Source organism: Emticicia sp. CRIBPO (genome assembly GCF_009905725.1).
Taxonomy (GTDB): Bacteria; Bacteroidota; Bacteroidia; order Cytophagales; family Spirosomataceae; genus Leadbetterella.
This window is the reverse complement of sequence record NZ_JAAAKV010000003.1, coordinates 277,386-303,057: the sequence shown is the minus strand read 5'-3', so window position 1 is coordinate 303,057 and position 25,672 is coordinate 277,386. Positions and strand designations below refer to the sequence as shown.

22 protein-coding genes are annotated in these 25,672 nt (G+C 42.9%); 15 read left to right on the top strand and 7 right to left on the bottom strand.

All coding sequences use genetic code 11. From position 1 onward, the window contains the following. Positions 1 to 112: 112 nt before the first annotated feature. From nspC to GVN16_RS08125, 4 genes are all read left to right on the top strand, one after another. On the top strand, positions 113 to 1,249 hold the full coding sequence (gene nspC / locus GVN16_RS08140; RefSeq protein ID WP_166563367.1) for a carboxynorspermidine decarboxylase: 1,137 nt from the start codon (positions 113 to 115) through the stop codon (positions 1,247 to 1,249). A 58-nt stretch (positions 1,250 to 1,307) separates the two neighbouring features. Further along, positions 1,308 to 2,057: a hypothetical protein gene (locus tag GVN16_RS08135; RefSeq protein WP_166563366.1), complete on the top strand. Its 750-nt coding sequence runs from the start codon at positions 1,308 to 1,310 to the stop codon at positions 2,055 to 2,057. Between the two features lie 181 nt (positions 2,058 to 2,238). After that, on the top strand, positions 2,239 to 2,976 hold the full coding sequence (locus tag GVN16_RS08130) for a hypothetical protein (RefSeq protein WP_166563365.1): 738 nt from the start codon (positions 2,239 to 2,241) through the stop codon (positions 2,974 to 2,976). A 133-nt stretch (positions 2,977 to 3,109) separates the two neighbouring features. Then, positions 3,110 to 3,856, top strand: a complete 747-nt coding sequence (locus tag GVN16_RS08125; protein WP_166563364.1) for a hypothetical protein — start codon at positions 3,110 to 3,112, stop codon at positions 3,854 to 3,856. 44 nt (positions 3,857 to 3,900) lie between these two features. Here the strand turns inward: GVN16_RS08125 and gpmI are convergent, their stop codons facing one another. Both gpmI and GVN16_RS08115 read right to left on the bottom strand, forming a co-directional pair. Continuing rightward, positions 3,901 to 5,436, bottom strand: coding sequence for a 2,3-bisphosphoglycerate-independent phosphoglycerate mutase (gpmI, locus tag GVN16_RS08120; RefSeq protein ID WP_166563363.1), 1,536 nt, complete (start codon positions 5,434 to 5,436; stop codon positions 3,901 to 3,903). A 41-nt stretch (positions 5,437 to 5,477) separates the two neighbouring features. Continuing rightward, complete coding sequence (locus tag GVN16_RS08115; RefSeq protein ID WP_166563362.1) at positions 5,478 to 6,713, bottom strand: pitrilysin family protein; 1,236 nt, start codon at positions 6,711 to 6,713, stop codon at positions 5,478 to 5,480. Positions 6,714 to 6,824: 111 nt separating this feature from the next. Between GVN16_RS08115 and ispF the strand changes: the two genes are divergently transcribed. Beyond that, complete coding sequence (ispF, locus tag GVN16_RS08110; protein WP_166563361.1) at positions 6,825 to 7,301, top strand: 2-C-methyl-D-erythritol 2,4-cyclodiphosphate synthase; 477 nt, start codon at positions 6,825 to 6,827, stop codon at positions 7,299 to 7,301. A 104-nt stretch (positions 7,302 to 7,405) separates the two neighbouring features. After that, positions 7,406 to 8,554 (top strand): amidohydrolase family protein, encoded by a 1,149-nt coding sequence (locus tag GVN16_RS08105; protein WP_166563360.1) that lies wholly within the window; start codon positions 7,406 to 7,408, stop codon positions 8,552 to 8,554. Positions 8,555 to 8,666: 112 nt separating this feature from the next. Here GVN16_RS08105 and GVN16_RS08100 read toward each other — a convergent pair whose 3' ends face one another. After that, positions 8,667 to 9,659 carry a sterol desaturase family protein gene (locus GVN16_RS08100; protein ID WP_166563359.1) on the bottom strand — a complete coding sequence of 331 codons (993 nt, stop codon included), beginning with the start codon at positions 9,657 to 9,659 and terminating at the stop codon, positions 8,667 to 8,669. 311 nt (positions 9,660 to 9,970) lie between these two features. Here GVN16_RS08100 and GVN16_RS08095 point away from each other — a divergent pair, with 311 nt between their 5' ends. The 4 genes from GVN16_RS08095 to GVN16_RS08080 all read left to right on the top strand — a co-directional run bounded on the left by GVN16_RS08095 (position 9,971) and on the right by GVN16_RS08080 (position 15,167). Next, complete coding sequence (locus GVN16_RS08095; protein ID WP_166563358.1) at positions 9,971 to 11,455, top strand: xylulokinase; 1,485 nt, start codon at positions 9,971 to 9,973, stop codon at positions 11,453 to 11,455. 239 nt (positions 11,456 to 11,694) lie between these two features. Next, the gene (locus GVN16_RS08090) at positions 11,695 to 13,119 is read left to right on the top strand and encodes an ATP-binding protein (RefSeq protein ID WP_166563357.1); all 1,425 of its coding nucleotides are present in this window, start codon (positions 11,695 to 11,697) and stop codon (positions 13,117 to 13,119) included. Positions 13,120 to 13,236: 117 nt separating this feature from the next. After that, the gene (locus tag GVN16_RS08085) at positions 13,237 to 14,508 is read left to right on the top strand and encodes a DEAD/DEAH box helicase (protein ID WP_166563356.1); all 1,272 of its coding nucleotides are present in this window, start codon (positions 13,237 to 13,239) and stop codon (positions 14,506 to 14,508) included. Between the two features lie 185 nt (positions 14,509 to 14,693). Next, positions 14,694 to 15,167, top strand: a complete 474-nt coding sequence (locus GVN16_RS08080) for a hypothetical protein (RefSeq protein WP_166563355.1) — start codon at positions 14,694 to 14,696, stop codon at positions 15,165 to 15,167. Here the strand turns inward: GVN16_RS08080 and purN are convergent, their stop codons facing one another. After that, entirely contained in the window at positions 15,168 to 15,758 is a 591-nt protein-coding gene (purN, locus tag GVN16_RS08075; RefSeq protein WP_166563354.1) for a phosphoribosylglycinamide formyltransferase, read from the bottom strand. 10 nt (positions 15,759 to 15,768) lie between these two features. Then, on the bottom strand, positions 15,769 to 16,620 hold the full coding sequence (locus GVN16_RS08070) for a geranylgeranylglycerol-phosphate geranylgeranyltransferase (RefSeq protein ID WP_229244096.1): 852 nt from the start codon (positions 16,618 to 16,620) through the stop codon (positions 15,769 to 15,771). Positions 16,621 to 16,753: 133 nt separating this feature from the next. Here GVN16_RS08070 and bshA point away from each other — a divergent pair, with 133 nt between their 5' ends. From bshA to hxpB, 5 genes are all read left to right on the top strand, one after another. Continuing rightward, on the top strand, positions 16,754 to 17,899 hold the full coding sequence (gene bshA / locus GVN16_RS08065; protein WP_166563353.1) for an N-acetyl-alpha-D-glucosaminyl L-malate synthase BshA: 1,146 nt from the start codon (positions 16,754 to 16,756) through the stop codon (positions 17,897 to 17,899). A 24-nt stretch (positions 17,900 to 17,923) separates the two neighbouring features. Then, positions 17,924 to 19,240 carry an NAD(P)/FAD-dependent oxidoreductase gene (locus tag GVN16_RS08060; RefSeq protein ID WP_166563352.1) on the top strand — a complete coding sequence of 439 codons (1,317 nt, stop codon included), beginning with the start codon at positions 17,924 to 17,926 and terminating at the stop codon, positions 19,238 to 19,240. Then, the gene (locus GVN16_RS08055) at positions 19,237 to 21,018 is read left to right on the top strand and encodes an ABC transporter ATP-binding protein (RefSeq protein ID WP_166563351.1); all 1,782 of its coding nucleotides are present in this window, start codon (positions 19,237 to 19,239) and stop codon (positions 21,016 to 21,018) included. The genes GVN16_RS08060 and GVN16_RS08055 overlap by 4 nt, the downstream gene beginning before the upstream one ends. Positions 21,019 to 21,164: 146 nt before the next feature. Next, positions 21,165 to 21,743 carry a hypothetical protein gene (locus GVN16_RS08050; RefSeq protein ID WP_166563350.1) on the top strand — a complete coding sequence of 193 codons (579 nt, stop codon included), beginning with the start codon at positions 21,165 to 21,167 and terminating at the stop codon, positions 21,741 to 21,743. Continuing rightward, positions 21,733 to 22,404 (top strand): hexitol phosphatase HxpB, encoded by a 672-nt coding sequence (hxpB, locus tag GVN16_RS08045; RefSeq protein ID WP_310587420.1) that lies wholly within the window; start codon positions 21,733 to 21,735, stop codon positions 22,402 to 22,404. The genes GVN16_RS08050 and hxpB overlap by 11 nt, the downstream gene beginning before the upstream one ends. A gap of 73 nt (positions 22,405 to 22,477) precedes the next feature. Here the strand turns inward: hxpB and GVN16_RS08040 are convergent, their stop codons facing one another. Both GVN16_RS08040 and GVN16_RS08035 read right to left on the bottom strand, forming a co-directional pair. Beyond that, positions 22,478 to 22,948 carry a hypothetical protein gene (locus GVN16_RS08040; protein WP_166563349.1) on the bottom strand — a complete coding sequence of 157 codons (471 nt, stop codon included), beginning with the start codon at positions 22,946 to 22,948 and terminating at the stop codon, positions 22,478 to 22,480. Positions 22,949 to 23,193: 245 nt separating this feature from the next. Then, positions 23,194 to 25,638 (bottom strand): outer membrane beta-barrel family protein, encoded by a 2,445-nt coding sequence (locus GVN16_RS08035; protein ID WP_166563348.1) that lies wholly within the window; start codon positions 25,636 to 25,638, stop codon positions 23,194 to 23,196. Positions 25,639 to 25,672 lie beyond the last annotated feature (34 nt).

Below are 25,672 nucleotides of genomic sequence, written 5' to 3'. Positions count from 1 at the left end.
GAATTCTCTAATAGCGTTACTTTGAAGTGAAGGAGCCCCTTGGCGGGATTTACATTTATTTCATGATTCCATTTCAGCTTTTTACTAACTTTGCACAAATTTTCAAAAACATATGGCAATCGACTTCTCACAAATACCTTCTCCTTGTTATGTTCTGGAGGAAAAACTATTAAAAAGAAATCTGACACTACTGAACGACGTACAAACCAGGTCAGGAGCAGAAATCATTCTCGCTTTGAAAGGTTTTTCGATGTACAGCACTTTTCCGTTGGTAAAAAAATACCTTTCGGGTGCTACCGCCAGTTCATTAAATGAAGCCAGGCTGATTTTTGAAGAAATGAAGTGTTTTGCCCACACTTACGCCCCGGCTTACAAACCGGAAGAATTCGATGAGCTTTTGAGTTACAGTTCTCATATTACTTTCAATTCGCTTTCCCAACTGAATCAATTCAGAAAACAGACAGAAAGCTACGAAAGAAAGATCTCCATAGGCCTGAGGGTCAACCCACAATATGCTGAAGTAGAGACCGACATGTATAATCCGTGCATTGTCGGATCAAGACTGGGCATCACCCGTGAAGCTTTGGGAGATACGCTGCCTGAAGGCGTTGAAGGCCTCCATTTTCATACGATGTGTGAAAACGACTCATTTGTACTGGAACGCACACTGGTGCATGTCGAAGAAAAATTCGGAGATCTGCTGCACCAGGTCAAATGGCTCAACATGGGTGGCGGACACCTGATGACCAGGGCCGGATACGATCACGACCACCTGATCGCACAGGTAAAAAGATTAAAAGAAACCTACAACCTGGATATCATCATGGAGCCGGGCTCTGCCATCGCCTGGCAGACAGGCTACCTGTCCTCAAAAGTGCTGGACATCGTAGATGCCCAGGGTGTTGATGTGGCCATCCTTGATGTATCTTTTGCGGCCCACATGCCGGATACCCTTGAAATGCCCTACAAACCAAAAGTATGGGGGGCTACGGATGCCGTAGCGGGAAAACCGACATACAGACTGGGAGGTATGACCTGTCTGGCCGGGGACTACCTTGGTGATTATTCTTTTGAAAAGCCGCTTCAGATCGGAGATACCTTGATTTTCGACGACATGATCCATTATACCATGGTCAAAACCACCACTTTCAACGGGGTTGGGCTGCCATCTATCGGGGTATGGCGTGAAGATGAGAGCTTTGAGCTTTTGAAAAGCTTTGGTTACGAAACATTTAAGGACAGAATATAGGATTTTACAGGCTTTTTATGTAACTTTGACAACATCACTTATGTTTACCAAAGTTAAAATGAAAAAGCCAGTCATTTTAATCCTCCTATTTGTGTCATATGGTGAGCTGACGGCCCAGAATGACCCCACTACCTATTTTATTGACAGGATGAGCGTGTCATCGTCTAACTCCAGGATAGATGTGAATGCAAAGGGTGATACCGTCCTGATTTCGGAGTTCGACTCAAAAAACATAAAGAACCAGAGTCACCAGGACTTTACGAAAATATATAAAGGGACACCCTATTTCAAAAACAAATGGTTTATCGGGCAGATGCGACTCAAGGACGGCGAGGTTATCAAAGGTAATATGGCTTTTAACCTGGTCAGCAATGTCGTTCACTTTACCCCGTTTTACACTGCCGAAGCCACTGAGCTCCGTCCTGAGGAGATTATCCTGGATGGCCATGTCCTGAGAAAACAGAAAGATTTTTTCAGCAACGCCATGGATTATTATTATGAGATCGTTTACCATGAAAAGAGCCTGATACTGAGCCGGCCGGTTTGCCGCTACCAACCCAAGAGCCAGGCACAGACAACAGGCTATGAGCCTACCGGCGATAACTTTGAGGGGTACTTTGAAAAAACAGAGCAGTTGTTTTTCGGTTCGGATGACAAACTGATTTTAATAAAATCAAATGCCAGGTTCTATGATATTTTCGGGCTTCACAAGAAAGCCATACAGAGTTATGTTATTGATAACAAACTGAATATCAAATTAAAACCGGATATCCTGAAGATCTTCAGGTATTATGATTCTCTGCTCTGAAACGTAAATCCGGCGTAGAAAAAAAAACCGGATTCTTCTTAAAACCGGATCAATCCGAATTGTAAGCTGCACCTGAATTACTTCGTATATTAATTTCCAAAAACACAGGATAGGATTTTATTGATTTTTTATATAAATTTGATCATTACCTTTTCACATCAATCTTTAACCGGAGTTAACAATGAAATATTTAGTCACTTCAGTCCTTATATGCGGGTCACTCTCAGGGCTGATGGCCCAAAGTAGTACATCCCCTTCTTTTGTCAAACAAGCGGATGTGCTCTACAATTCCAGAATTGAAACTAATGCCAGCGGGGATACCGTATTGATTTCTGAACTGAAAACGAGAAACAAGAATCAGCAGGAATTTATCAAAGTACATAAAGGAACGCCTTATTTTAAAAATAAATGGTTTAACGGGAAGATGCGGCTCAAAAACGGGGAGGTTATCAAAGGCAACATGGCTTTCGACCTTGTCAATAATGTTGTTCATTTTACCCCCTTCCGGATTGATGAGGCCACCGAGGTCCGTCCGGAAGAAATTATACTGGATGATCACGTTTTGAAAAGACAGGATGATACGTTCAGGAATGCCATGAATTATTATTATGAGGTCGTTTACAATGAAAAGAGCCTGATACTAAGCCGGCCGGTCTGCCGTTACCGGCCAAAAACCTATGCCCCGAAAACAGGTTATGAACCTGAAGGTGACGATATCGAAGGGTATTTTGAAAAATCGGAGAGCCTCTTTTTTGCCCAGGGTGATAAGCTGGTATTGATAAGGCCAAACGGGAAGTTCTACGAAATGTTCAGTGACCATAAACAGGACATCATAAATTACGTTTCCAATAACAAACTGAATCTCAAATCAAAGTCTGATATTCTCAGGATCATCAGGTACTATGATTCGATCATCTGAAGTGAAAATCCGGGATATTTGCTGTACGTGACTCGCTTCGTATATTAATTTATTGAACAAGTATAGGATTTTATTTATTTTTTATATAAACTTGACAAATCGTTTTCACATCAATCTTTAACCGGAGTCAACAATGAAATATTTAATCACTTTTCTATTAGCCTATACTTCACTTTCCGCAGTGAAAGCTCAGGATTACTTAGATGTTGCTTTTATCCGCAATGCCAATGTACTCTACAGCTCCAGGATTGAAACCAATGCCAACGGTGATACCGTTTTGGTTTCACAACTCAAAACAAAGAACAAGAGCCAGCTGGAATTTATTAAAGTAAACAAAGGGACTCCTTATTTCAAAAACAAATGGTTTACCGGTGAGATACCCCTCCAGAACGGGAAATCCATCAAAGGCAACATCGCTTTTGACCTGGTCAATAATGTTGTTCATTTCACTCCTCTTCATCTTGATAAAACCACTGAGATTCATCCGAAAATGATTGTTCTGGATGACCATGTTTTAAGAAAAGAAAATGAAAACTACACCAATGCGATGAACTATTACTATGAGACCGTTTATGATGGGAAAAGCGTGGTATTGAGTCGTCCGGTTTGCCGCTACAGACCTAAAAGTTATGCCCAGAAAACGGGATATGAACTTAAGGGGGATGGTATGGAAGGATTTTTTGAAAAATCAGAGGACCTTTTTCTCGCTTCAGGCAATAAACTCATTTTAATCCGGTCAAATGCTAAATTCTATGACATTTTTGATGGCTATAAGGAAGCCATCCAGGATTACGTTTGCGAAAACAAACTGGATATCAGGTCAAAACCGGATATTCTCAAAGCCATCAGATATTACGATTCGATCAATATAGAACAGTAAAGGGAGCAGAAGCTCCCTTTATTTTTATTAAAAACACTGCGTTTTTAAACCAATACATTTCCCGTCATTTCTTCAGGAATAGCCAGACCCATGATTTTAAGGATCGTAGGAGCCACATCACCGAGTTTACCTGATTTAGGCTGATAAACTTCGTCCTTGTCTACCACAATAAACGGCACCAGGTTCAATGAGTGAGCCGTATTAACTGATTTATCATCATTGATCATATAATCAGCATTACCGTGGTCGGCAATCACAATAGAAGTGTAACCGTTTTCAAGCCCTGCTTCTACCACATCTTTCAGACAACCGTCTACTGTTTCAACAGCCTTAACGACCGCACTGAATACGCCCGTATGGCCCACCATGTCAGGATTGGCGAAATTAAGGCAGACAAAATCCACTTCCTGCTTTTTCAGCTCCGGAACCAGGTTATCCGCAAGGCTTCTGGCAGCCATTTCAGGTTTCAGGTCATAAGTAGCCACGTCTTTTGGTGACGGCGACAATAACCTGCTTTCACCCACAAATTCGCTCTCTCGTCCTCCCGAGAAGAAGAAGGTAACATGCGGATACTTTTCGGTTTCAGCACTTCTGATCTGCTTTTTACCGGCCTTTTCAAGTACTTCGCCTAATGTATTGTTCAGGTTGTCTTTGTCATAAATGACATGAACATTTCTGTATGTTTCGTCATAATTGGTCATCGTCACATAATAGAGATCCAGGGCTTCCATTTCCTGTTCAGGGAAATTCTTCTGGGTAAGTGCTTCCGTGATTTCACGTCCTCTGTCTGTTCTGAAATTGAAACACATCACCACATCACCTGCCTCTATTTTAGCTATAGGAGCCCCGTTTTCAATTACTACGATCGGTTTAAGGAATTCATCGGTTACATTGGCGTCATACGATTGCTGAATGGTCGCCCCGATCTGATCTGCCGTTACGCTCACTTCACCGATGCCTTTTACCATGGCATCATACGCCAGTTTTACCCTGTCCCAACGCTTATCGCGGTCCATGGCATAATAACGGCCCGTCAGTGAAGCAATCTTGCCACCCGTCTGGTTCAGGCTACTCTGAAGGTCTTCGATAAATGCTTTTCCTGATTTAGGATCACAATCACGGCCATCCAGGAAGGCATGTACAAAAACATCCTTTACTCCGGCTTCGGCAGCTATTTTGCACAGGCCTTTCACATGGTCAATGTGAGAGTGCACTCCACCATCTGAAGTAAGTCCTATAAAGTGGACTTTCTTACTGTTGGCTTTGGCATATTCCAGTGCTTCTGTCAGGACAGGCTCTTTAGCGAGCAAGCCTTCTTCGACAGCCACATTTATTTTTTCAAGTTCCTGGTAAACCACCCTTCCGGCACCCAGGTTGGTATGACCCACCTCAGAGTTCCCCATTTGCCCATTTGGCAAACCTACAGCCCTGCCACAGGCTTCAAGGGTGGCATTAGGATAAGTAGCCACCAAATGTCTGAAATAAGGTACATTGGCCGCCTCAATGGCCGAACGCCATTCTTCACCTGGTTTCGGGATTCCCCAACCATCTAAAATGATTAATATTACTTTCTTACTCAATGTTTTATAAATTAAAATGATTACAAAATTAAAAATCTGTTTTAAACCGCCCTGTAATACATCGTAGAGCAGTTTTCTTTTCTCAGTACTTCAGCAGAGGCTTCAAAAAGGGAGGCCGTCGTTACTGTTCGTATTTTCTTCATGTCTTCATTGACCCACTCCACATTACCTGCATTGGCTGCAAACGCGATATTCATGGCCCTGTTTAGCAATTCGACTTCTGAAAAAGCGATGGTGGACTCTGCCTGGTTTTTCACCTTCTCCAGTTCCTTTTCCTCAAGCGGGCTGGAAATCAATTCTTCCAGGATTTCCTGTATGGCCTGATCACCGGTTTCAATACTGACGCCTTCGTTCAGGTTACCACTGACCACAAATAAACCCGGGTCGAGCGACGAGGTCACATAAGCGGAAATATTGTTAAAAAGCTTCCTTTCCTTGACCAGCTGCTGGTGCAGCCGGGCAGATTTACCTCTGCCCAGTACATCTGAGATCAGGTCGACTTCCTGGAAACCTTCTTCGTATCTTCCCTGGGTATGATAAGCCTTGTAAAGAGCGTTCAACGGCACATGGGCTTCTGTTTCCAGGAACCTCGCCTGCGTTTGCCTGATTTCCTGCGGCAATTTCCTGGTTTTTCTTTCCCGGCTTGGAATATCCCCGAACCACTTCTCACTCAGGGCTTTTACCTGCTTCACCGTGACATCACCCGCTACTACCAAAACAGCATTATTAGGCGAATAGTGCTTAAAAAAGAAAGATCTTACATCCTCCATCGTAGCCTCTTCTATGTGCGAAATCTCCTTGCCGATGGTCGCCCACTTATAAGGATGTACCTCATAAGTCAGGGGCCTGAGTTTTAACCAGACGTCGCCATATGGTTGACTGAGATATCTTTGTTTGAATTCTTCGATGACTACTTTCCGCTGAACTTCCAGCACTTTCGGGTCGAAAGACAGGCTGAGCATGCGGTCTGATTCCAGCCAGAAAGCTGTTTCAATATTGGCAGACGGCAACGTAATATAATAATTGGTAATGTCGGGTGAGGTGAAGGCGTTGTTTTCCCCTCCTACCCTTTGCAGGGGCTCGTCGTAGCTCGGAATATTCACCGAACCTCCGAACATCAGGTGTTCAAACAGGTGAGCAAACCCGGTTTTATCTTCGTCTTCGTCTCTGGAACCTACATTATAACAAATATTAAAAGCGGCCATGGGAGTGGTTTTGTCTTCATGGACATATACTTTCAATCCGTTATCCAACACAAAATGCTCATAATGTATCATAAAGGGCGGTTTTGTTTTGCTTTAACCCGGAATACATTTGCTCCAAGGTTGGGCAAAGTTAAGGTTTTATCCTGTTTTTGGTTAATTTTGCACCACAGAAAATTTAAAAATATGAACATAAGAATTGGACATGGCTATGATGTACATCAGCTGGCAGAAGGTTACGAATTGAGTTTGGGCGGTATTAAAATCCCTCATACGGTCGGCTCGGTAGGTCATTCTGATGCCGATGTCCTGTTGCATGCCATTTGCGACGCACTTCTCGGAGCTGCAGCATTAGGAGATATCGGAAAACACTTCAAAAACACAGATCCTCAATGGAAAGGCATCGACAGTAAAATCCTCCTGAAAAAAGTGTGTGAGATGATCGGAGAACTGGGTTATAAGATCTCGAACATTGATTCGACCCTCATCCTGGAATCACCCAAAATCGGAAAATACGTGCCTGAAATGAAAAAGGCTATCGCTGAAGTTACCGGACTGACCGAAGGCGACATATCCATTAAAGCCACCACTTCTGAGACCATGGGCTTTGTGGGCAGAGGCGAAGGGCTTGAAGCTCACGCAGTTTGCCTGATTTTTAAGTAATTCATCTTTGAAAATGGCCGTAAAGTCGAAAAATTTTCTTCTTTTCAGTTAATAAGATTATATTTATCTGGATAAAAAGCTATCCTTAACCAAAACCTTGATCAATGAAAACAAAGTTTCTGCTCTCTTCTGCTCTTCTCTTATCCCTGAATGCCTCTTTTGCCCAGCAAATTGCGATTGGTGACAACAAAGGTGTCGTAAGTTTTGAAGAATATGACCCCAAATCGACTTTAGTAGTAGAGAAACATGTGCTTACAAAAGCCAAGTTTCCCTTTATTGATGTGCATAATCATCAGTACTCCATGCAGGACGGCAAACCGGTGCTGGATAAGCTGATACAAGACATGAATGCCCTCAATATGGGAGTTATGGTGAACCTCAGCGGAAGGGGGTTCGGGCAGGACGTGAACAAGCAAACGGAGGTGCTGGTCAAAAACATCAACGGAGCCAAAGAAAACTATCCTAAAAGATTCGCGGTATTTACCAATATTGATTTCTCGAAAATCAACGAGCCCAACTGGACCAGAGATGCGGTAAAGCTGCTGGAAGAAGATGTGAAAGTAAGAGGAGCCAACGGCCTTAAGATATTCAAAAACCTGGGATTTAATGTCCGCAACACCGACGGCAGCATCATCAGGGTGGATGATCCGAGGATAGACCCGATCTGGGCCAAAGCAGGTGAACTGGGCATCCCGGTGCTGATCCATACCGCTGACCCGGCTCCGTTCTGGAATCCGCTGGACCGTTTCAACGAAAGATGGCTGGAACTTAAAACGCACCCGGGCAGAAAAAAGGATACCGAAAAAGGGGATTATTCATGGGAGCAACTGATTGAACAGCAGCACAATGTATTCAGAAAACATAAGAAAACCGTTTTCATCAACGCCCACATGGGCTGGTATCCGAACGATCTCAAAAAACTGGACAGTCTTTTAACTGCCCTGCCTAACATGTATGTGGAAATCGGTGCGGTGATTGCGGAGTTGGGAAGACAACCCCGCTCGGCCAATAAATTCTTCACCAAATGGCAGGACCGTATCCTGTTCGGAAAAGATTCGTGGGTGCCTTCTGAGTATGTGACTTATTTCAGGGTACTGGAAACCGAAGATGAATATTTCGAATATCACAAAAAATACCACGCTTTCTGGCCGATGTACGGCATAGGGCTTTCTGATCCTGTCCTGAAGAAAGTATACTACAAAAATGCATTGAAGATCATTCCGGGACTAGACAAGAGCCAGTTTCCTGATTGAACGGCCATTTACGGTTTGTAATTCAAAAAGAAAGAGACGTTGCAAACAACGTCTCTTTCTTTTTGATACCGCAGATACGCACGGCCACCGAAAATTTATATCCTTCTCATTATCAACTCCTTTGCACGGATCCGATATACTCTTCCCTGACCACCCTGGCCGTTTTGTGATCGCCGGTATGACTCCATCCGGGAGGCATAAAAACGTATAAAATTTTGCTCTTCAGGTCGGGGGCATTAGCGATATCATTGCCTAAGGCCATAAATTCGCCAAAATAGACATCAAAAAAATTATTCGGATTCATTTCCCTCGTAATACCATATTCAATCTGCATGTCCCTTTTTTCTTCCTGGTAAGTTTTAAATACCCTGTCCCAGATGTTCAGCAGGTTACAGAAATTGGTATCCATATATAACGGATTTTTTGCGTGATGAACCCTGTGATGAGAGGGTGTTAAAATGACTTTACCTACAAAACCAAAGCGGGCATCTTTGATCAGATCCTCACCGGCATGGATGAAATTACCCCAGGTGCCGTCAACAAACATAATAAAAGCCAGGAGGACCGGGTTAACCCCCAACAGTATACAGACAGTGGTCCGGATGGCATCAGCATAGGGAGCTTCTAAAAAGAAATGGGCAAAAGAAACAGACAGGTTCATATGCTGAGGAGCGTGGTGCGTAGAATGTAAACACCAGAATATCCGCACTTTATGACCAAAGTAATGGTAAATAAAATGCCCGAATTCCCAGACAATATAGCCGTAAATCAACCAGTACCATGTAAAACTGGTTTCGATGATCGCATATTCCAAAAACAGGTTGGTACAGATAGCGACCATCCCGATGGAGATAAAACTTCTGATAAAACCGTTCACAAAAAAAATCAGGAAAGTCATAAAGTACTTCCCCTTTTTGAATTTGTTGTTCAGTATCGTTTTGATCAGTTCAATGACCAGCAGAAACGGAACAATGGGATAAATAAGATTGGAGAACCCTTTAATAGTCTTCAACGAGCTGTAATCTCCGGACTGGTATAGCTTGATTAATCCCCCAAGACCTAAGAAAGAAATAAGCCAATCATAAATTCCCTGTAAAATCTCCATTATTTTAAACTTGATAACTGTTTTAGTATTCTGTTATTTTGCGTTTGAAAATACGAAAAAAAATATATTTACTAAATATTTTTATATTTCAGCAACTATTGAACTCGCATTGTGAAGCTTGTTAATTTTCATAAAGTTCTTACTGACAGGCTATTTATTTCATAAAACCAATAAAAACAGGCGACAAAAAAGTAAGATCAGTACACGGCACACAGCCCCACCCGGCGGAGGAAAAAAGTGTACTATTGACAATTAAAAAACTGTGCTTATATTTACAGCCTGATTCCAATTGAATAGTTTAAAAATACAATATGTTATTACTAGGTCTTGACATAGGGACGTCTTCTATCAAAGCATCGATTGTGGATGCCCAAACCAAACAGGTGGTGAGTTCTGCTCAGTATCCTGACATTGAAACATCGATTTCTTCACCTCAGCCGGGTTGGGCCGAGCAGGACCCCGAAATGTGGTGGGCGAATGTTCAGAAAGCCATTGAAAGAGTCAATGCTTCAGGCAAGTTTGACCCTAAAGACATTGCTTCAATAGGCATCTCTTACCAGATGCATGGCCTGGTAATGGTCGACAAAAACAAAAAAGTACTCAGACCTTCTATCATCTGGTGTGACAGCCGTGCGGTAGAAATCGGGAATAAAGCTTTTGAAGCCATCGGGGCTGAAAAAGCATTGAGTCATTTACTTAACTCTCCGGGAAACTTTACCGCCTCCAAACTGGCGTGGGTAAAGGCCAATGAGCCGCAGATTTTCGACCAGGCCTATAAAATTATGCTCCCGGGCGATTACATCAGCATGATGCTTACCGGAGAGATCACGGCTTCTAATTCAGGTCTTTCTGAAGGTATTTTCTGGGACTTTGTTACCAATTCTGTTTCTGAGGATGTGCTGAAACATTACGGTTTCAGCAGAGACCTTATTCCTGAAATAAAACCTGTATTCTCTAATCATGGCGAGGTTACTTCCGATATTGCTTCTCAACTGGGCTTAAAAGCAGGTATTCCCGTAGCCTATAAAGCCGGTGACCAGCCTAATAACGCCTTGTCACTTAATGTACTCAACCCCGGTGAAATTGCGGCCACTGCCGGAACATCAGGCGTGGTTTATGCGGTAAGTGACCAGGTTTCATATGATCCGCAGTCGAGAATCAACTCTTTTGCTCACGTCAACCACCAGCAGGACGACCAAACCAGGGTCGGGATCCTGCTTTGTATCAACGGCACTGGGATTCTGAACCGCTGGGTGAAAGAAAATGTGGCTAAAAACCTGAGTTATCAGGAAATGAACGCCAAAGCTTCTGAGATCGCTGTAGGCAGCCAGGGACTCAGCATCCTGCCTTTTGGAAATGGGGCCGAGAGAATGCTGAGCAACAAACTGATCGGCTCAAACATCATCGGGCTTGATTTCAACACCCATGCTGATGCTCATATTTACAGAGCAGCCCAGGAAGGCATCGCTTTCTCTTTAAAGTATGGTTTCGACATGATGCAAAACAACGGCGTAGAACCTAAAGTGATCCGTGCCGGACAAGCCAACATGTTTTTAAGCAGTGTTTTCAGTGAATCACTGGTCAATTCCACCCAAACGCCTGTCGAGCTATACGATACCGACGGAGCCAAAGGTGCGGCCCTGGGTGGTGGATATGGTGCTGGGCTTTTTGCCTCACTTTCAGAAACCATGCACGGACTGACCCTCCTCAAAACCATTGAGCCGGATCCTGCACAGGCAGGTGCTTATGCAGCTGCTTACGACCTGTGGAAAAACGAGCTGGAAAAACTGATCTGATTTTACCCTTACCAATATGCATAGGAAGCCCCGGATGGAACATTCCGGGGTTTTCTTTTTTTTAGCCGTAAAGCGTTTAGCTTACTTGCTGCTAATTCTGAGAATTTACCGGAACAAAGCCAATCGCAAAATAAGAGTAAGAAAAAAAGCAAAAATAGCTTATTTTCAAAAAAAATACAAAATAAGATCAATTGATTAATCTTATTTTGTATTTTTGTGCATTATTAATAATAATCACAATGTCTATTCATCCTTTTTCAGAGGAACAAATCACTCAAAGGCTTTTATTTGACAATCCCTGGTGGAGTAAAAATGATGTGGATTCATTTTACAGCAAAATGAAGAAACGCCTTTATTTCGATTTATTCATGAAACTGGTCAGTCAACGCGACATTAACAGGGCCGTAGTCCTCATGGGCCCAAGAAGAGTAGGCAAAACCGTCTTACTATTCCACACTATTCAAAAGCTGATTGACTCCGGCGTTGATTCGAAAAAGATCATTTACCTTTCTGTTGAAACTCCTATTTATAACCGGCTTCCGCTGGAAAGCCTGTTTAATCTAGCGAGGAAAGCACTGAAAGATGAGTCTTATGAAGACTATTATGTTTTTTTTGACGAAATCCAATATCTCAAAGAATGGGAAATCCACTTAAAAACACTGGTCGATTCTTTTAAAACCACCCGTTTCGTAGTTTCCGGCTCTGCAGCTGCTGCTCTTAAACTGAAAAGTGATGAATCGGGAGCAGGAAGGTTTACTGATTTTGCTTTACCTCCGCTTACTTTTCACGAATACATCCATTTACTAGACCTTGAAGGACTGATCATACCAAGCAAAAAAGTCTGGAACGGGACCGAAAGAAATTTCTACAATACTTTTGATATCAACCAATTAAATGATCATTTTATCCGGTACATAAATTTTGGAGGCTACCCTGAAGTAATTTTTTCAGCATCAATGCAGGAAGATGCCGGACGTTATATCAGAAATGACATTGTCGATAAAGTCCTGTTGAGAGACCTGCCCAGCCTTTACGGCATAAGCGATGTCCAGGAATTAAACTCCCTTTTTACCACTATTGCGTACAATTCCGGAGGAGAATTCAGCCTGGAGGAGCTGAATCAATCGTCGCATGTAGAAAAAAACACCATAAAAAGATATCTTCAGTATCTCGAAGCAGCGTTTCTTATCCAGATCATTCATAAAATTGACCAGAATGCGAAAAACTTCAAAAGAGTAAGTCATTTCAAAATATACCTGACTAATCCATCTTTACGAAGTGCTTTATTCTCTCCAATTTCAATAACTGACCCTTTGATTGGTAATATGGTAGAAACTGCCGTTTTTTCCCAATGGCAGCACCGTTCCGATACTTACATTCACTATGCAAGGTGGGCAAAAGGCGAAGTGGATATTGTGGGCCTGAATCAAAGGCAAAAACCTGCATTTGCTATTGAAATTAAATGGAGTAACCGATATTTTGAAAAACCTGCTGATTTAAAAAGCCTGCTAAGCTTTCTCAAAGAAAATCATCTTAAAGAAGCTATCGTCACTACCATTGACAAAACCGGAAGAAAAGACTGGCAAGACCTGGCATTGGAGTATATACCGGCCAGCTTGTACGCCTATACCTTAGGCAGAAACGCTGTAGAAATGAAAAAATAAAAACCGTTTCCGGATTCGGCTTTCTCTCATTTTGAAGCTCTGATAAGGAGATTACGGTAAATAAATCCTAACTTGCAGGATATTTCCGGAAATAGAAGCGGAAACAAAACAATATTTATGTCATTCGAATCACTACAAATCATTCCTTCTATCCTTAAATCACTGGAAGAAGAAGGATATTCCACACCAACGCCCATTCAGGAACAAGCCATACCGATTGTACTGGAAAGAAAAGACTTGTTAGGATGTGCCCAAACCGGGACAGGTAAAACAGCGGCTTTTGCCATCCCGATTTTACAGATATTATCAGAAAACAAGACCAACGAGAAGAAAAGAAAAATCAGGAGCCTTATTCTGACGCCAACCAGGGAGCTTGCTATCCAGATTGCAGAAAGTTTCAAAGCCTATGGCCGTCATACCAACCTCCACTGCACCGTTATTTTCGGAGGTGTTAATCAAAACAAGCAGACAGCTTCCCTTACCGGAGGTACAGACATTCTGATCGCTACGCCGGGACGACTGCTGGACTTAATGAATCAGGGTTTTGTAAGACTTGCCGATATAGAGATTTTTGTGTTGGATGAAGCCGACAGAATGCTCGACATGGGTTTTATTCATGACATCAAAAGAGTACTGAAAGTGTTGCCGCCCAAAAGACAGTCGCTGTTCTTTTCGGCTACCATGCCTCCTACCATTCTCCAGCTGGCCGGTACCATCCTTCAATATCCTGAAAAAGTGGAAGTAACCCCGGTTTCTTCAACTGCCGAAACCATCAATCAGTCGATTTACTTTGTAGATAAAGGCAATAAAAACGCTCTTTTACTCCATATCCTGGAAGACAAAGGTATCAAAACAGCTTTGGTATTTACACGCACCAAACACGGTGCCGACAAAATAGTGAAGGTTTTGGTTAAAAATAACATCACGGCCGAAGCCATTCATGGCAACAAGGCACAAAATGCCCGTCAGCGGGCTTTATCCAACTTTAAGGCACAAACCACCAGGGTTCTGGTGGCGACAGATATTGCCGCCAGGGGTATTGACGTAGACGAACTGGAGTATGTTATTAACTTTGATCTGCCCAATATTGCCGAAACGTATGTTCACCGTATAGGAAGAACAGGAAGAGCCGGAGCCAATGGTTCTGCTTACTCCTTTTGTGATGCCGAAGAAAAAGAATTCCTCAGAGACATTGAGAAGCTGATTTCCCGCAAGATCCCTGTGGTTACAGACCACCCTTATCCATTGCTGAATGACAACGTAGTGGCCGAAAAACCATCTCAGAGAGGCGGATCAGGACATCAGAGACCTTCATTTCCTAAAAAACCAACCCAGTCGTCTTCCGAAAACAAGGGAAAGAGGCCGTGGTTTGAAAGAGGCAGAAAATAATACGTTTTATAAGGGCGGGGCAACGGCTCTGCCTTTATAAAACCCACTCCTATACACAGCAGATATGGTTTTCGCCAGATTTGGTACGGCTTAATAAGAAAACGGGGTATATTCGAAAAGAGGGCGTTTTAATTCGCTTTTTTTTGTAATTTAGCCCGAAGTAACCCTACTTAAAAAGCCTTTTCATGAAAACCAGTAAAATAAAAGCCCTTTTACTCCTTATTTTTATTATCCTTACGTTTTACTACTTTGGTGCAAACGCCACGTACTTTTTCGGAGGCTATGAGTCATGGAAAGAAGTCGGAGCAGCAGAATTTGTCGCTTTTCATGAATTGCAGTATAACCTGGTTTACAATACTATTTTCCTGCCGTTTATATTCCTTACTTCACTGAACCTGGCCCTGATTTTCTTCAGGCCTTCTTATGTGAACCTTGGTCTTCTGCTGATCTCGCTGGCCTTCTGTGCCTGTGACTGGCTGGCTACCTATTACTGGCAGATGCCGTTGTATGACCAGCTAGCCAAAGCCCGCAGCCTGACCCTCATTGAAGAGCTCGTTAAGACGGATATCATCAGGTTTTCTGCCAATTCGGTGCAGTTTTTGTCTGTGGTATTTATGTTGTGGAAAATACTTTCGCAGCTGTCTCCTAAAAAGAGGTAATTATTCGGCAAGCCCAAGGTCCAGTTCCCAGTTGACTACCTTATCGATGATGACCGGAAAATGTTCATATTCCAGCAAATGGATTTTCTGAGCGACGGTCTCGGCGGTGTCATTTTCATCAACGGCACAACTGGCCTGGAAAATAACCTTGCCTTCGTCATATTTTTCGTCGACCATATGGATGGTAATTCCCGATTCTTTTTCGCGGTTATCTACCACTGCCTGGTGCACGTGATGCCCCCACATGCCTTTTCCGCCGTATTTCGGTAATAAGGCCGGGTGAATATTGATGATCCTGTTATGATACGCCCTGATGATATTCTGAGGCACCAGCCATAAAAAGCCGGCCAATATCACCCAGTCAACGGCCTGATACCGGAGAATTTCAACAATCTTATCGGTTTGTGTAAAAGTCTTCCTGTCAAAAATCAGGGTAGGCACACCCAATCTTCTTCCTCTTTCGATCACCCCGGCCTGAGGATTATTGGTAAGAATCATTACCACCTCAACCCCGCCTTTTTTTTCAAAATACTCTATGATCCTTTCTGCATTGCTTCCTGAACCTGAAGCAAAAATTACAATTCTTACCATTATTCTATTTTTAAACAGCCACCATGCTGACTATACCTATGATCATGATCCATTTACAGAGTTTACTTAAATCCGCAAAATGAGATTTTCTGTCGGCTCTGACCAATGCAAAAAACAAATATACTATCAAGGACCCCGGAAAAACAAAGATCATCATCAGTCTGGGGTTATGAAGGTAGGCCCCCATCAGAAAAACAATACAGACAAACGCTACGATGATCAGGTAAAGCAGTCTTTTGGTTTTCCTTACGCCCCATAAAATCGGCAGGGTTTTACAGCCATGGGCTTCGTCCCCTTTCATGTCCTCAATGTCTTTAATGATTTCCCTGATCAGTGAAATAGAGAAGGCAAAAATGGCATATATATTGATCAGTAACTCATTTTGTTTATAAAATACGGAGATCACGATCAGCGAAGCTCCCGTTAACCCTGCCACCAGGAAATTACCGATAAAGGCCTTTTTCTTATAAAAAGAGGCATAATACCACAATAAACTCACCGCCAGGATATTGATGATCAGAACTTTCCAGCCTAAGAAAAGTCCTATAAAAATCCCCATGCCGTTCAGCGTCTGATGGGTCAGTATGGCCGCTCTCCTGGTGATTTTACGGCCGATAATAACAGATTCCGGCTTATTGATCAGGTCAATTTTGACATCAAAGTAATCATTAATAATATAACCCGCAGAAGCGATCAGCAAGGTAGCCAGACTGATGGCCGCCTGGTAAGGATCAAGAATGTAAGATTTCCACTCAGCCGGCGGGCCAACCAGAAATATCCTGGCCATGTATTGCGTAAATACAATGATCAGGAGATTTAGCCACCGGATAAGGCTTAAGAACGCACGGATGTTTTGGATCAATCGGCTTATTTTTAGATCAAAATTACAAAAAACTTCTATCCAAACGAACAATTATAAGTATCCCTCCACATTTGGAATCATTTATTCTATTTTTGATGTTATTGAAGTATAATAAATAAAAGAAAAGTCTTCCATGAAAATAGGAATCGTTTGCTATCCAACCTTCGGGGGCAGCGGAGTTGTCGCCACCGAATTAGGTAAAGCTCTGGCAAAAAAAGGACACCAGGTCCATTTTATCACATATTCGCAACCCATGAGGTTAGACTTTTTTAACGAAAACATATTTTATCATGAAGTAAACATTTCCTCTTATCCTCTTTTTCAATACCCTCCATACGAATCGGCACTGGCCGGTAAAATGGTCGATGTCGTCAAATATGAAAAGCTGGACCTGCTTCATGTGCACTATGCCATCCCTCATGCCAGTTCGGCATTTTTAGCCAAGCAGATATTAAAATCGGAAGGCATTGACATTCCGGTCATTACTACCCTGCACGGCACTGACATTTCGGTAGTGGGCAAAGACAGCACTTACAAACCTGTCATTACATTCAGTATCAATAATTCCGATGGCGTCACTTCTGTCTCAGATGATCTGAGAAAAGAAACCTATGACACCTTCGACATCAGGACGGAAATAGAGGTCATTCCAAATTTCGTGGACCTTGAACGTTTCCATAAACAGGAAAAAGAGCACTTCAAAAGGTTCATTTGTCCCAACGGTGAAAAACTGATCGTACACACTTCCAACTTCAGAAAAGTAAAAAGAATTGACGATATCATTTACGCTTTCAGCAAAATCAAGAAACATGTTCCTTCCAAGCTGCTCCTTGTAGGCGACGGCCCGGAGCGTCCGGCCATGGAAAAACTATGCCGTGACCTTGATATTTGTGATGAAACCAGATTTATTGGTAAATTGGACGCGATTGAAGAAGTATTGTCGGTAGCCGACCTGTTTTTCATGCCGTCTGAAAAAGAAAGTTTTGGTCTGGCCGCCCTGGAAGCCATGGCCTGCCAGGTACCGGTGATCTCAACCAACACAGGTGGATTGCCAGAATTAAACGTCAATGGGGTTACGGGCTTTATGAGCAACGTCGGCGATGTGGATGACATGGTTAAAAATGCCTTGTACATCCTGGATGACGAAAACCTGGAGACTTTCAAACTTAATGCTCTTAAAAGGGCACAGGAATTTGATATTGAGGTGATTGTACCTCATTATGTAAGATATTACCAACAGGTAATTGACAAAACCAAAGAATTACAGCTGATCAGCTGATCCGCTGCTTAAACGTTTACCACTATGTCAGCAAATATTCCGGAAACCTCACAAAAACGTGTCGTTATTGTAGGTGCGGGCTTTGGAGGCCTGGCTTTGGCTCAGGATCTGAGCAAAAAGGATCTACAGGTAGTATTGATCGATAAAAATAATTTCCACCAGTTTCAGCCCTTGTTTTACCAGGTGGCTATGGCTGGCCTGGAACCGAGTTCCATCGCTTTTCCGCTGAGAAAGGTTTTCCATAACAGGAAAAACGTACACATCAGGATTACAGCTGTTGAAAAAGTAGATACAGATAACAAAATCATTTACACCGGTCTCGGTGACATGACTTACGACTATCTCGTCCTTTCAATGGGTGCGAATACCAATTTCTTCGGAATGGAAAACATCATCAATAATGCCATCCCGATGAAGTCTATTGCTGAGGCCATCTACCTGAGAAACCGTGTGCTTCAGAACTTCGAAGATGCCCTGACCGAGAATGATAAAGGCAAAAGAGCGGGCTTAATGACCATCGTCGTAGTCGGCGGCGGGCCAACGGGGGTTGAAGTTTCCGGTACACTCGCAGAAATGAAGAAGCTTATCCTTCCCAAGGATTATCCTGAGCTCAATTTCGATGAGATGAAAATTTATCTTTTCGAGTCTTCTCCCAAAGTCCTGGAAGTGATGTCAGACAATGCCGCATCCAAAAGCCGGGAGTATCTTGAGCACCTGGGCGTTAACCTGAGGCTGGGAGAAAGGATCGTCGATTTTGACGGAGAATACGCCTATACCAGCAACGGCGACAAGATCAGGACCAACAACCTGGTTTGGGCGGCGGGTGTCATCAGTAACAAAATTGAAGGTTTTGCTCCGGAATTATTCGGAAGAGGACGCAGGATGCTGGTCAATGAATTCAGCCAGGTCAATGGCTTTGATAACATTTTTGCTCTGGGTGATATGGCTCTCATGGCCACTGATGAATATCCCAACGGCCACCCGCAGGTAGCCCAGCCGGCTATTCAGCAGGGTAAACTACTGGCTAAAAACCTGTTACGCATCATCAAAGGCGAAACGCCGAAACCTTTCAGGTATAAGGACCTTGGTTCAATGGCTACCGTAGGAAGGCACTTAGCAGTAGTTGATCTTCCTTTCTGGAAATTCCAGGGCATTTTTGCCTGGTACGTCTGGATGTTTGTCCATCTCATGTCTATTCTAGGTGTTAAAAACAAAGTGCTTATATTTGTGAACTGGTTATGGAATTATATCACTTATGACCAATCGCTGAGGCTGATCATCAAACCAAAAGTCATTAAAGCCAAACCAGACCTGATTCCGGAAGAAAACACCATTTCATGAAGCACCTTGCTCATTTAAACAAATACCTTGTCAAATATAAATGGTACCTGATCTGGGGTACCATTTTCACGATCATATCCAATCTTTTCGGAATTATCCCGGCACAAGTCGTGAGGCATGCCCTCGACATGGTCAGGGATAACATCGATGTTTATTTCCTGTTTGAAGGCAGCCGTCTTCAAACCGAAATGTACAGCGTCTTCGCTTTCAGCATTGCCCTGTTTGGCGGCCTCATCCTGGCCATGGCCATCCTGAAGGGCATTTTCCTGTTTGCGGTCAGACAAACGCTTATCGTCATGTCCAGGCACATAGAATATGACCTGAAAAATGAGATTTATGAGCACTATCAGACCTTGCCCCTGAGTTTTTACCGCAAAAACAGCACCGGTGACCTGATGGCCAGGATCTCTGAAGATGTCGGTAAAGTAAGGATGTACATCGGGCCCTCGATCATGTATTTGCTGAACATGGCCGTCCTGGTCATCCTGATCCTGACTTACATGTTTACGGTCAATGCCCGGCTTACCTGGTGGGTTTTGCTGCCTATGCCGTTTTTGTCCCTGTGTATTTTCCTGGTGAGCAGTATTGTCAACAAACGCTCTGAACAGATACAGAAAAGCCTTTCCGATCTTTCTACTTTTGTGCAGGAAGCTTTTTCCGGTATCAGGGTCTTAAAAGCCTTTGCAAAAGAGGATGACTCACTGAAGAAATTCAGGGCAGAAAGCAATTATTTTAAAGAGAAATCATTGGACCTGACCAAGGTGGATGCTTTGTTTTCGCCCACTACCATGTTCCTTATCGGGCTCAGTACTGTCATATGTGTTTTTGTCGGTGGTCAGGAAGTCATTAACGGCACGCTCACGCCCGGAAACATCACGGAGTTCATCATGTATGTTTTTATGCTGACCTGGCCGCTTATTGCCCTCGGATGGACCACCAGCCAGATACAGAGGGCGGCAGCTTCACAGAAAAGAATCAATGAGTTCCTTTACATCAAAAACGACATCGTTTCTGATAAAAAATTCCAAACAGAAATAAAAGGAAATTTAAGCATAAAAGATATCAATTTCACTTATCCTGACTCGGGTATTCACGCCCTGAAAGACTTTTCTGTCCAACTGGATCCGGGAGAATCACTGGCCATTATCGGGTCAACGGGATCGGGTAAAAGCACCATTGCCAATCTTCTGCTCAGGATGTACGATGCTGATTCCGGGGAGATTAAGATTGACGGTGTTCCTGTCAGAGATTACGATATCCAATACCTGAGAAGTCAGATCGGGTATGTTCCGCAGGATGTCTTTTTGTTTTCAGATACCATCAGGAATAACATTAAATTCGGATCACCGGAAATGTCTGACGACCAGATAGACCAGGCAGCGAAAGACGCAGATCTTTATCACAATATCCAGGGTTTTGAAGAAGGATTTGAGACCAGGATCGGAGAACGCGGGGTAACGCTCTCGGGCGGACAAAAGCAGCGTTTGTCGATCGCCAGGGCTATCATCAGGGAGCCTAAACTATTGATTCTTGATGACTGTCTTTCTGCGGTGGATACCAATACCGAGAACATTATCCTTAACAATCTGCAGAGAATTATGCAGGGCAGGACCTCCATCCTGATTTCCCACAGGATTTCAACCGCCAAACTGGCTGACAAAATTGTCGTTCTTGACGAGGGCCGGATGATTGAGTACGGCACCCATGCTTCACTGATGGAAGCTAACGGTTCGTATAAAGAATTGTTTGACAAACAGTTAAGCTCTGAAGAGGTTTAAATAAAAGCTTAAAAGGTTTTGGGGCATTTTTTTCCTTTTTTTTGAAAAATAATCCCAAATACGGCGTATAGTTTCTTTTTAATATACGAATTGACTGCTATTTTTGTGCAGTTTACTTTAGTACGTATATCTCTAATTACAAAATTATGCCCAAAAAACTACCCTTTTTTGTTATTATCTGCTTTTGTTTTAATTCCGTTTACGCCCAGCTTGATTTTAAGATTAACGCCTTTGGTTTAGCCAACAAAAAAATTGAAGCCTCTGTGGAAGCCGGACACGATAAGTTAGGCCTTGAGCTGACGCTGGGATACAGCTACAAACCCTGGGCTGATGGTGTGAGCGTAAATGAAGAAGATGTGTCTATCAAAAGATCAGGTATCCTCCTGGGTTTCAGACCCAATTTTTATGTCAAACCTAAAACTACTTTAAACGGGTTTTATGTCAGTCCGTACACTTATTACAGACGTCTTGTGCTTAAATTTGAAGAACCTTCTGTTCACAACAGAGCAACAGCCGGTCTTATTCTTGGACTGAAAGGACGTATCTATGACGATTTCAGTTTTCATACGGAAGCAGGTCTCGGATATAACTTTATTTACAAGTATCATAATAAAGTAACAGGCGAAAAAGAAAATTGGGAAGAAAGTATTCCTATCTTTGGAAACTTAACAAAAATTGACATTCCGATCAGGGTGTCGGTCATTTACAGAATCGGTGAAAGATAATCAGTTACTGAACGAAGTATTAAAAGATATAAAGGCCATCATATTTGATATGGATGGCCTTTTAGTTGATTCAGAGCCTCATTGGCAGCAAGCTGAAATGGAGGTTTTCAAAAGAGTGGGCGTAGAACTGAGCCTGGAAGACTGCATCAAAACCACGGGTCTTCCGACCAGGGATGTTTTACATTACTGGTTTGAGCAAAGCCCGTGGAAAGGAAAGAGCATTCCTGAGGTGGAACATGAGCTATTCGAAGAAATAAGCAGGCTGCTGAAACTGCACGCTGCGGCCATGCCGGGTGTTTATGAAACAGTTAAAATGGCTAAGGAAAAAGGCCTGAAAATCGGTCTGGCCTCAGCCTCTCCCCTTTTCCTGATCGAAATCGTACTGGAGAAACTGGACCTCAGGCATGAGTTTGATTTTTATCATTCCGCCACACTCGAAAAAAACAACAAACCTCACCCGGACGTGTACCTTACCGTAGCCAGGCATTTGCACATTCCCATTACAGAATGCCTTATCCTCGAAGATTCCTATAATGGTATCAAAGGCGGAAAAGCTTCCGGAGCAAGGGTCGTGGCCGTGCCTGATGCCCATGTTTTTGATGATCTGAAGTTCGACCTCGCAGATTTCAAGATCAGAAGCCTGATTGAATTAAGCAATTGACTCAACAGAATAAAAAAGAATAGACGGCCAAAATGACCGTCTATTAAAAACATACCAAAACTATACTCTCACTTTAAAATCTTCTTCTGCCGTAACGATCATCATTGCTCTGACGATCTCTGTCTCTCAGATCCTTGCTGATCATATGATTAAGGGCATTTAAATCTTCTGTTAATTCTCTTGCTTCGTGTTTTGTCAGACGACCGTTACGCAAATAACGATTCTCTTTTCTTTCAATCTGTTCAGCAAACACCAGCAGTTTTTTAGCCTCATTTGAAGTAATCAAACCTCTTGAAATCCCGTCGGCGATACGGTCTCTTGACTGGCGTTGGAAAGAGTTAATGGCAACAGAACCTCTTCCGCCTCTGATCATATTCCAGTTGTTGTCATATCCCCATGATTCTCCGCGGCGGGTTTCATAAGTATTACGGGTGTTACGGTTGTCGTAACGGTCGTTGTCACGATCATATCCGGATTTCCATTGGGCAAATGAGGTGGTTAAACTTAAACCAATAAAACCGGCAACTAACATTAACTTTTTCATGATTGATATTTATTTAAATGTTAAAACTCTTTTAATCTTGTAATTTGTCTATTAGATGCAGATACAGGATCAAAGGTTTAGCAGCAATATTGTTAATGACTGTTAATGCTAAAAATTAAATTATTTATTGAAAAAACAACATTTATTATCTGTTGATTATCAGTCGGGTGACTAATCAGTAAAATAAAAAGAGGTGCCCTGCCTCAAGCAGAACACCTCTCTGTGTCTCAGTATATCTTTTTGAATTATTGCTCTACCGTCAGTTTTTTAGCTTTTGAAGCTGACTTCGTTTCATTAATCCTGTAGTTAAGTGTCAGGTTGACCTGGCGTCTGCGGTATTGCGAGCGACCTTCCGTATAAAAATTATCCCCTTCGTTGATACTTCTGAAAACCCTGGTATTGAAAATATCCATGACGTTCAGGTTCAGGGTGCCTTTCCCCTTCAGGATATCCTTGCTGGCAGATAAGTCAAAGTAGTACAAAGCCAGCCTTTTCCCCTGGGCTGTTTTCTGAGGTGCTTCATAATTACCTCTCAGCTGTACATCGAGGTTTTTAGGCAATATAAAACGGGAAGTTTGTCTGACAAACCAGCTGTAAGTTTGTCTCTTGTATAATTCACTGATGTTGCTGCCGTCAATCTGTGCCTGGAAGAAGTTGAAGTTCAGGTCCAGTTTCCACCATTTGAACGGAGAATACTGGCTCGAGAATTCCGTTCCGAATGCTTTTTCGCCATTCAGATTCTGAGGCAGGGTTCTTGAATTTCCGGCCTCATCTACCGTTCTGATTCTTTCTATCTTGCCTTTGGTGTCTCTGTAATAAACAGACGAACCTAATGAGCCCTTTTCAAAATATTTGATGTGCCCGATCTCAAACACATCGCTGAATTCAGGATTCAGGTCCGGGTTACCACCCGCAAAGTTCCGGCTGTCGGAAAAAGTAAAGAACGGACTCAGGTCATTATAGAACGGTCTTCTTACCCTGCGGCTGTAACTCAGCTGTATGGCGTTTTGTTTTGGCAGCTCGTAACTCACGTGGGCACTCGGAAACAGGTTGAAGTAATTCCTCGGGTTTACCTCGTTCGTCGTTCTGAGGGTGGTTTTCACATCCGTCCATTCCGCCCTTACCCCTGCCTGGTAGGATATTTTATTGGTTTTATTCCCTAAAATACCGTAGGCAGCGTGGATATTCTCATCATAGATAAAGTAGTTGACCAAACCCGGAATCGGCACCCACTGGCCCTCACTGTTCTTGTTGTTGACCACATAATCATTGACCATGTCTCTGAAACTGCTTCTTAGCCCGGTTTCAAACTTACCTTCTTTACCGATCGGCTGCACATAATCCACCTGGAAAAGCAGTTGTTTCTCGAATTCATCATTCAAAGAGTTCTGAAGGATTGATTTCGACGGATCCGGCACTCCTGCAGCAGATTCAAATCTTTGTGTAAATAACTGGTCGGAAGTTTCCCAGTTGTCCAGGAAACGCACTTCGGCATTAAACTCCTGGCCTTTGCGGTCAAATGTTCTTTTATAACTCAAAACGTATTCAGAATTAGGCTCCGTTTCTTTTTCGTCCTGTCTTCTGAAAGTCGTTCCTTTGAAATTCTGCAGGTTAAAGAGGTAATCCTCATAACGAATGTGGGTTTCCCTGGTCGCTTTGCTTCTTCTGTATAAATAAGAAGCGGTCAGAATGCTCTTTTCACTGAAGAAATAATCCAGTCCTCCACGGATATTGGTATTGAACCCTTCCACCGTACCGTCATTATTTTGTTTTAAAATAGAGGTCGTGTCATTATTATATACTTCCTGGTAGATAGAGCCGATCCCCGGCTGAATCCTGTAGGCCAGGCTGTAGTTGATGAAGAAATTTACTTTACGGTGTCTGTAATTAAGGTTAGCCGCTCCGCCGTAGTTGACCGGATGTCCTGTGATGATCTCCACAGAACCGTTAAATCCTTCTTTTCTTTCTTTTTTAAGGACAATATTGATGATCCCGGCCATACCCTCGGCTTCATACCTGGCTGAAGGATTGGTGATGATTTCAACACGCTCAATCATACTCGCCTGAAGCTGCTGCAATCCTCCACCGCCCTTGAAACTCACTAATCCGGATGGTTTTCCGTCAATCAGGATACGAACATTGTCACTTCCTCTGAGTTTGATGCCGCCGTCGGGATCTACCGACACCGAAGGAATGTTCATCAATATATCCGAAGCTGATCCGCCGGCATTGGCCAGATCTTTTCCTACGTTGAATATTCTTTTGTCAAGTGACAGTTCCATAGAACTCTTCTCAGCCTGCACCACTACCTCATCCAGGGCGTTGGCAGATGATTCCAGTTTCAGTGATCCCAACTGATGTACACTTGCTTCTTTTGAGATAACAAAAACGGGAGTTTTAAGGGTTTTATAGCCCATGTATTCAATCTCTGCGTAAAAGCTGCCATATGGTGTTTCAATGGAAAACTCACCGTTTTCAGCGGAGATGTTACCTGTCGCCAGGGTTTTGTCAGCAGATTTAAAGATACGGATGCTTGAAAAACTAAGAGCGGCCCCGGTCTGGCTGTCTTCCACTTTACCCTTCAGAAAGCCCTTCCCTGCAGATTGTGCGATAGTCATGTGGATATTCAGGAATAATAAAGACAGCATCATTACTCCGGATAATCGCCTTACCTTAATTTCAAATTTCATTATGTTATACTTTGATTGAATAAATCGGAAATTC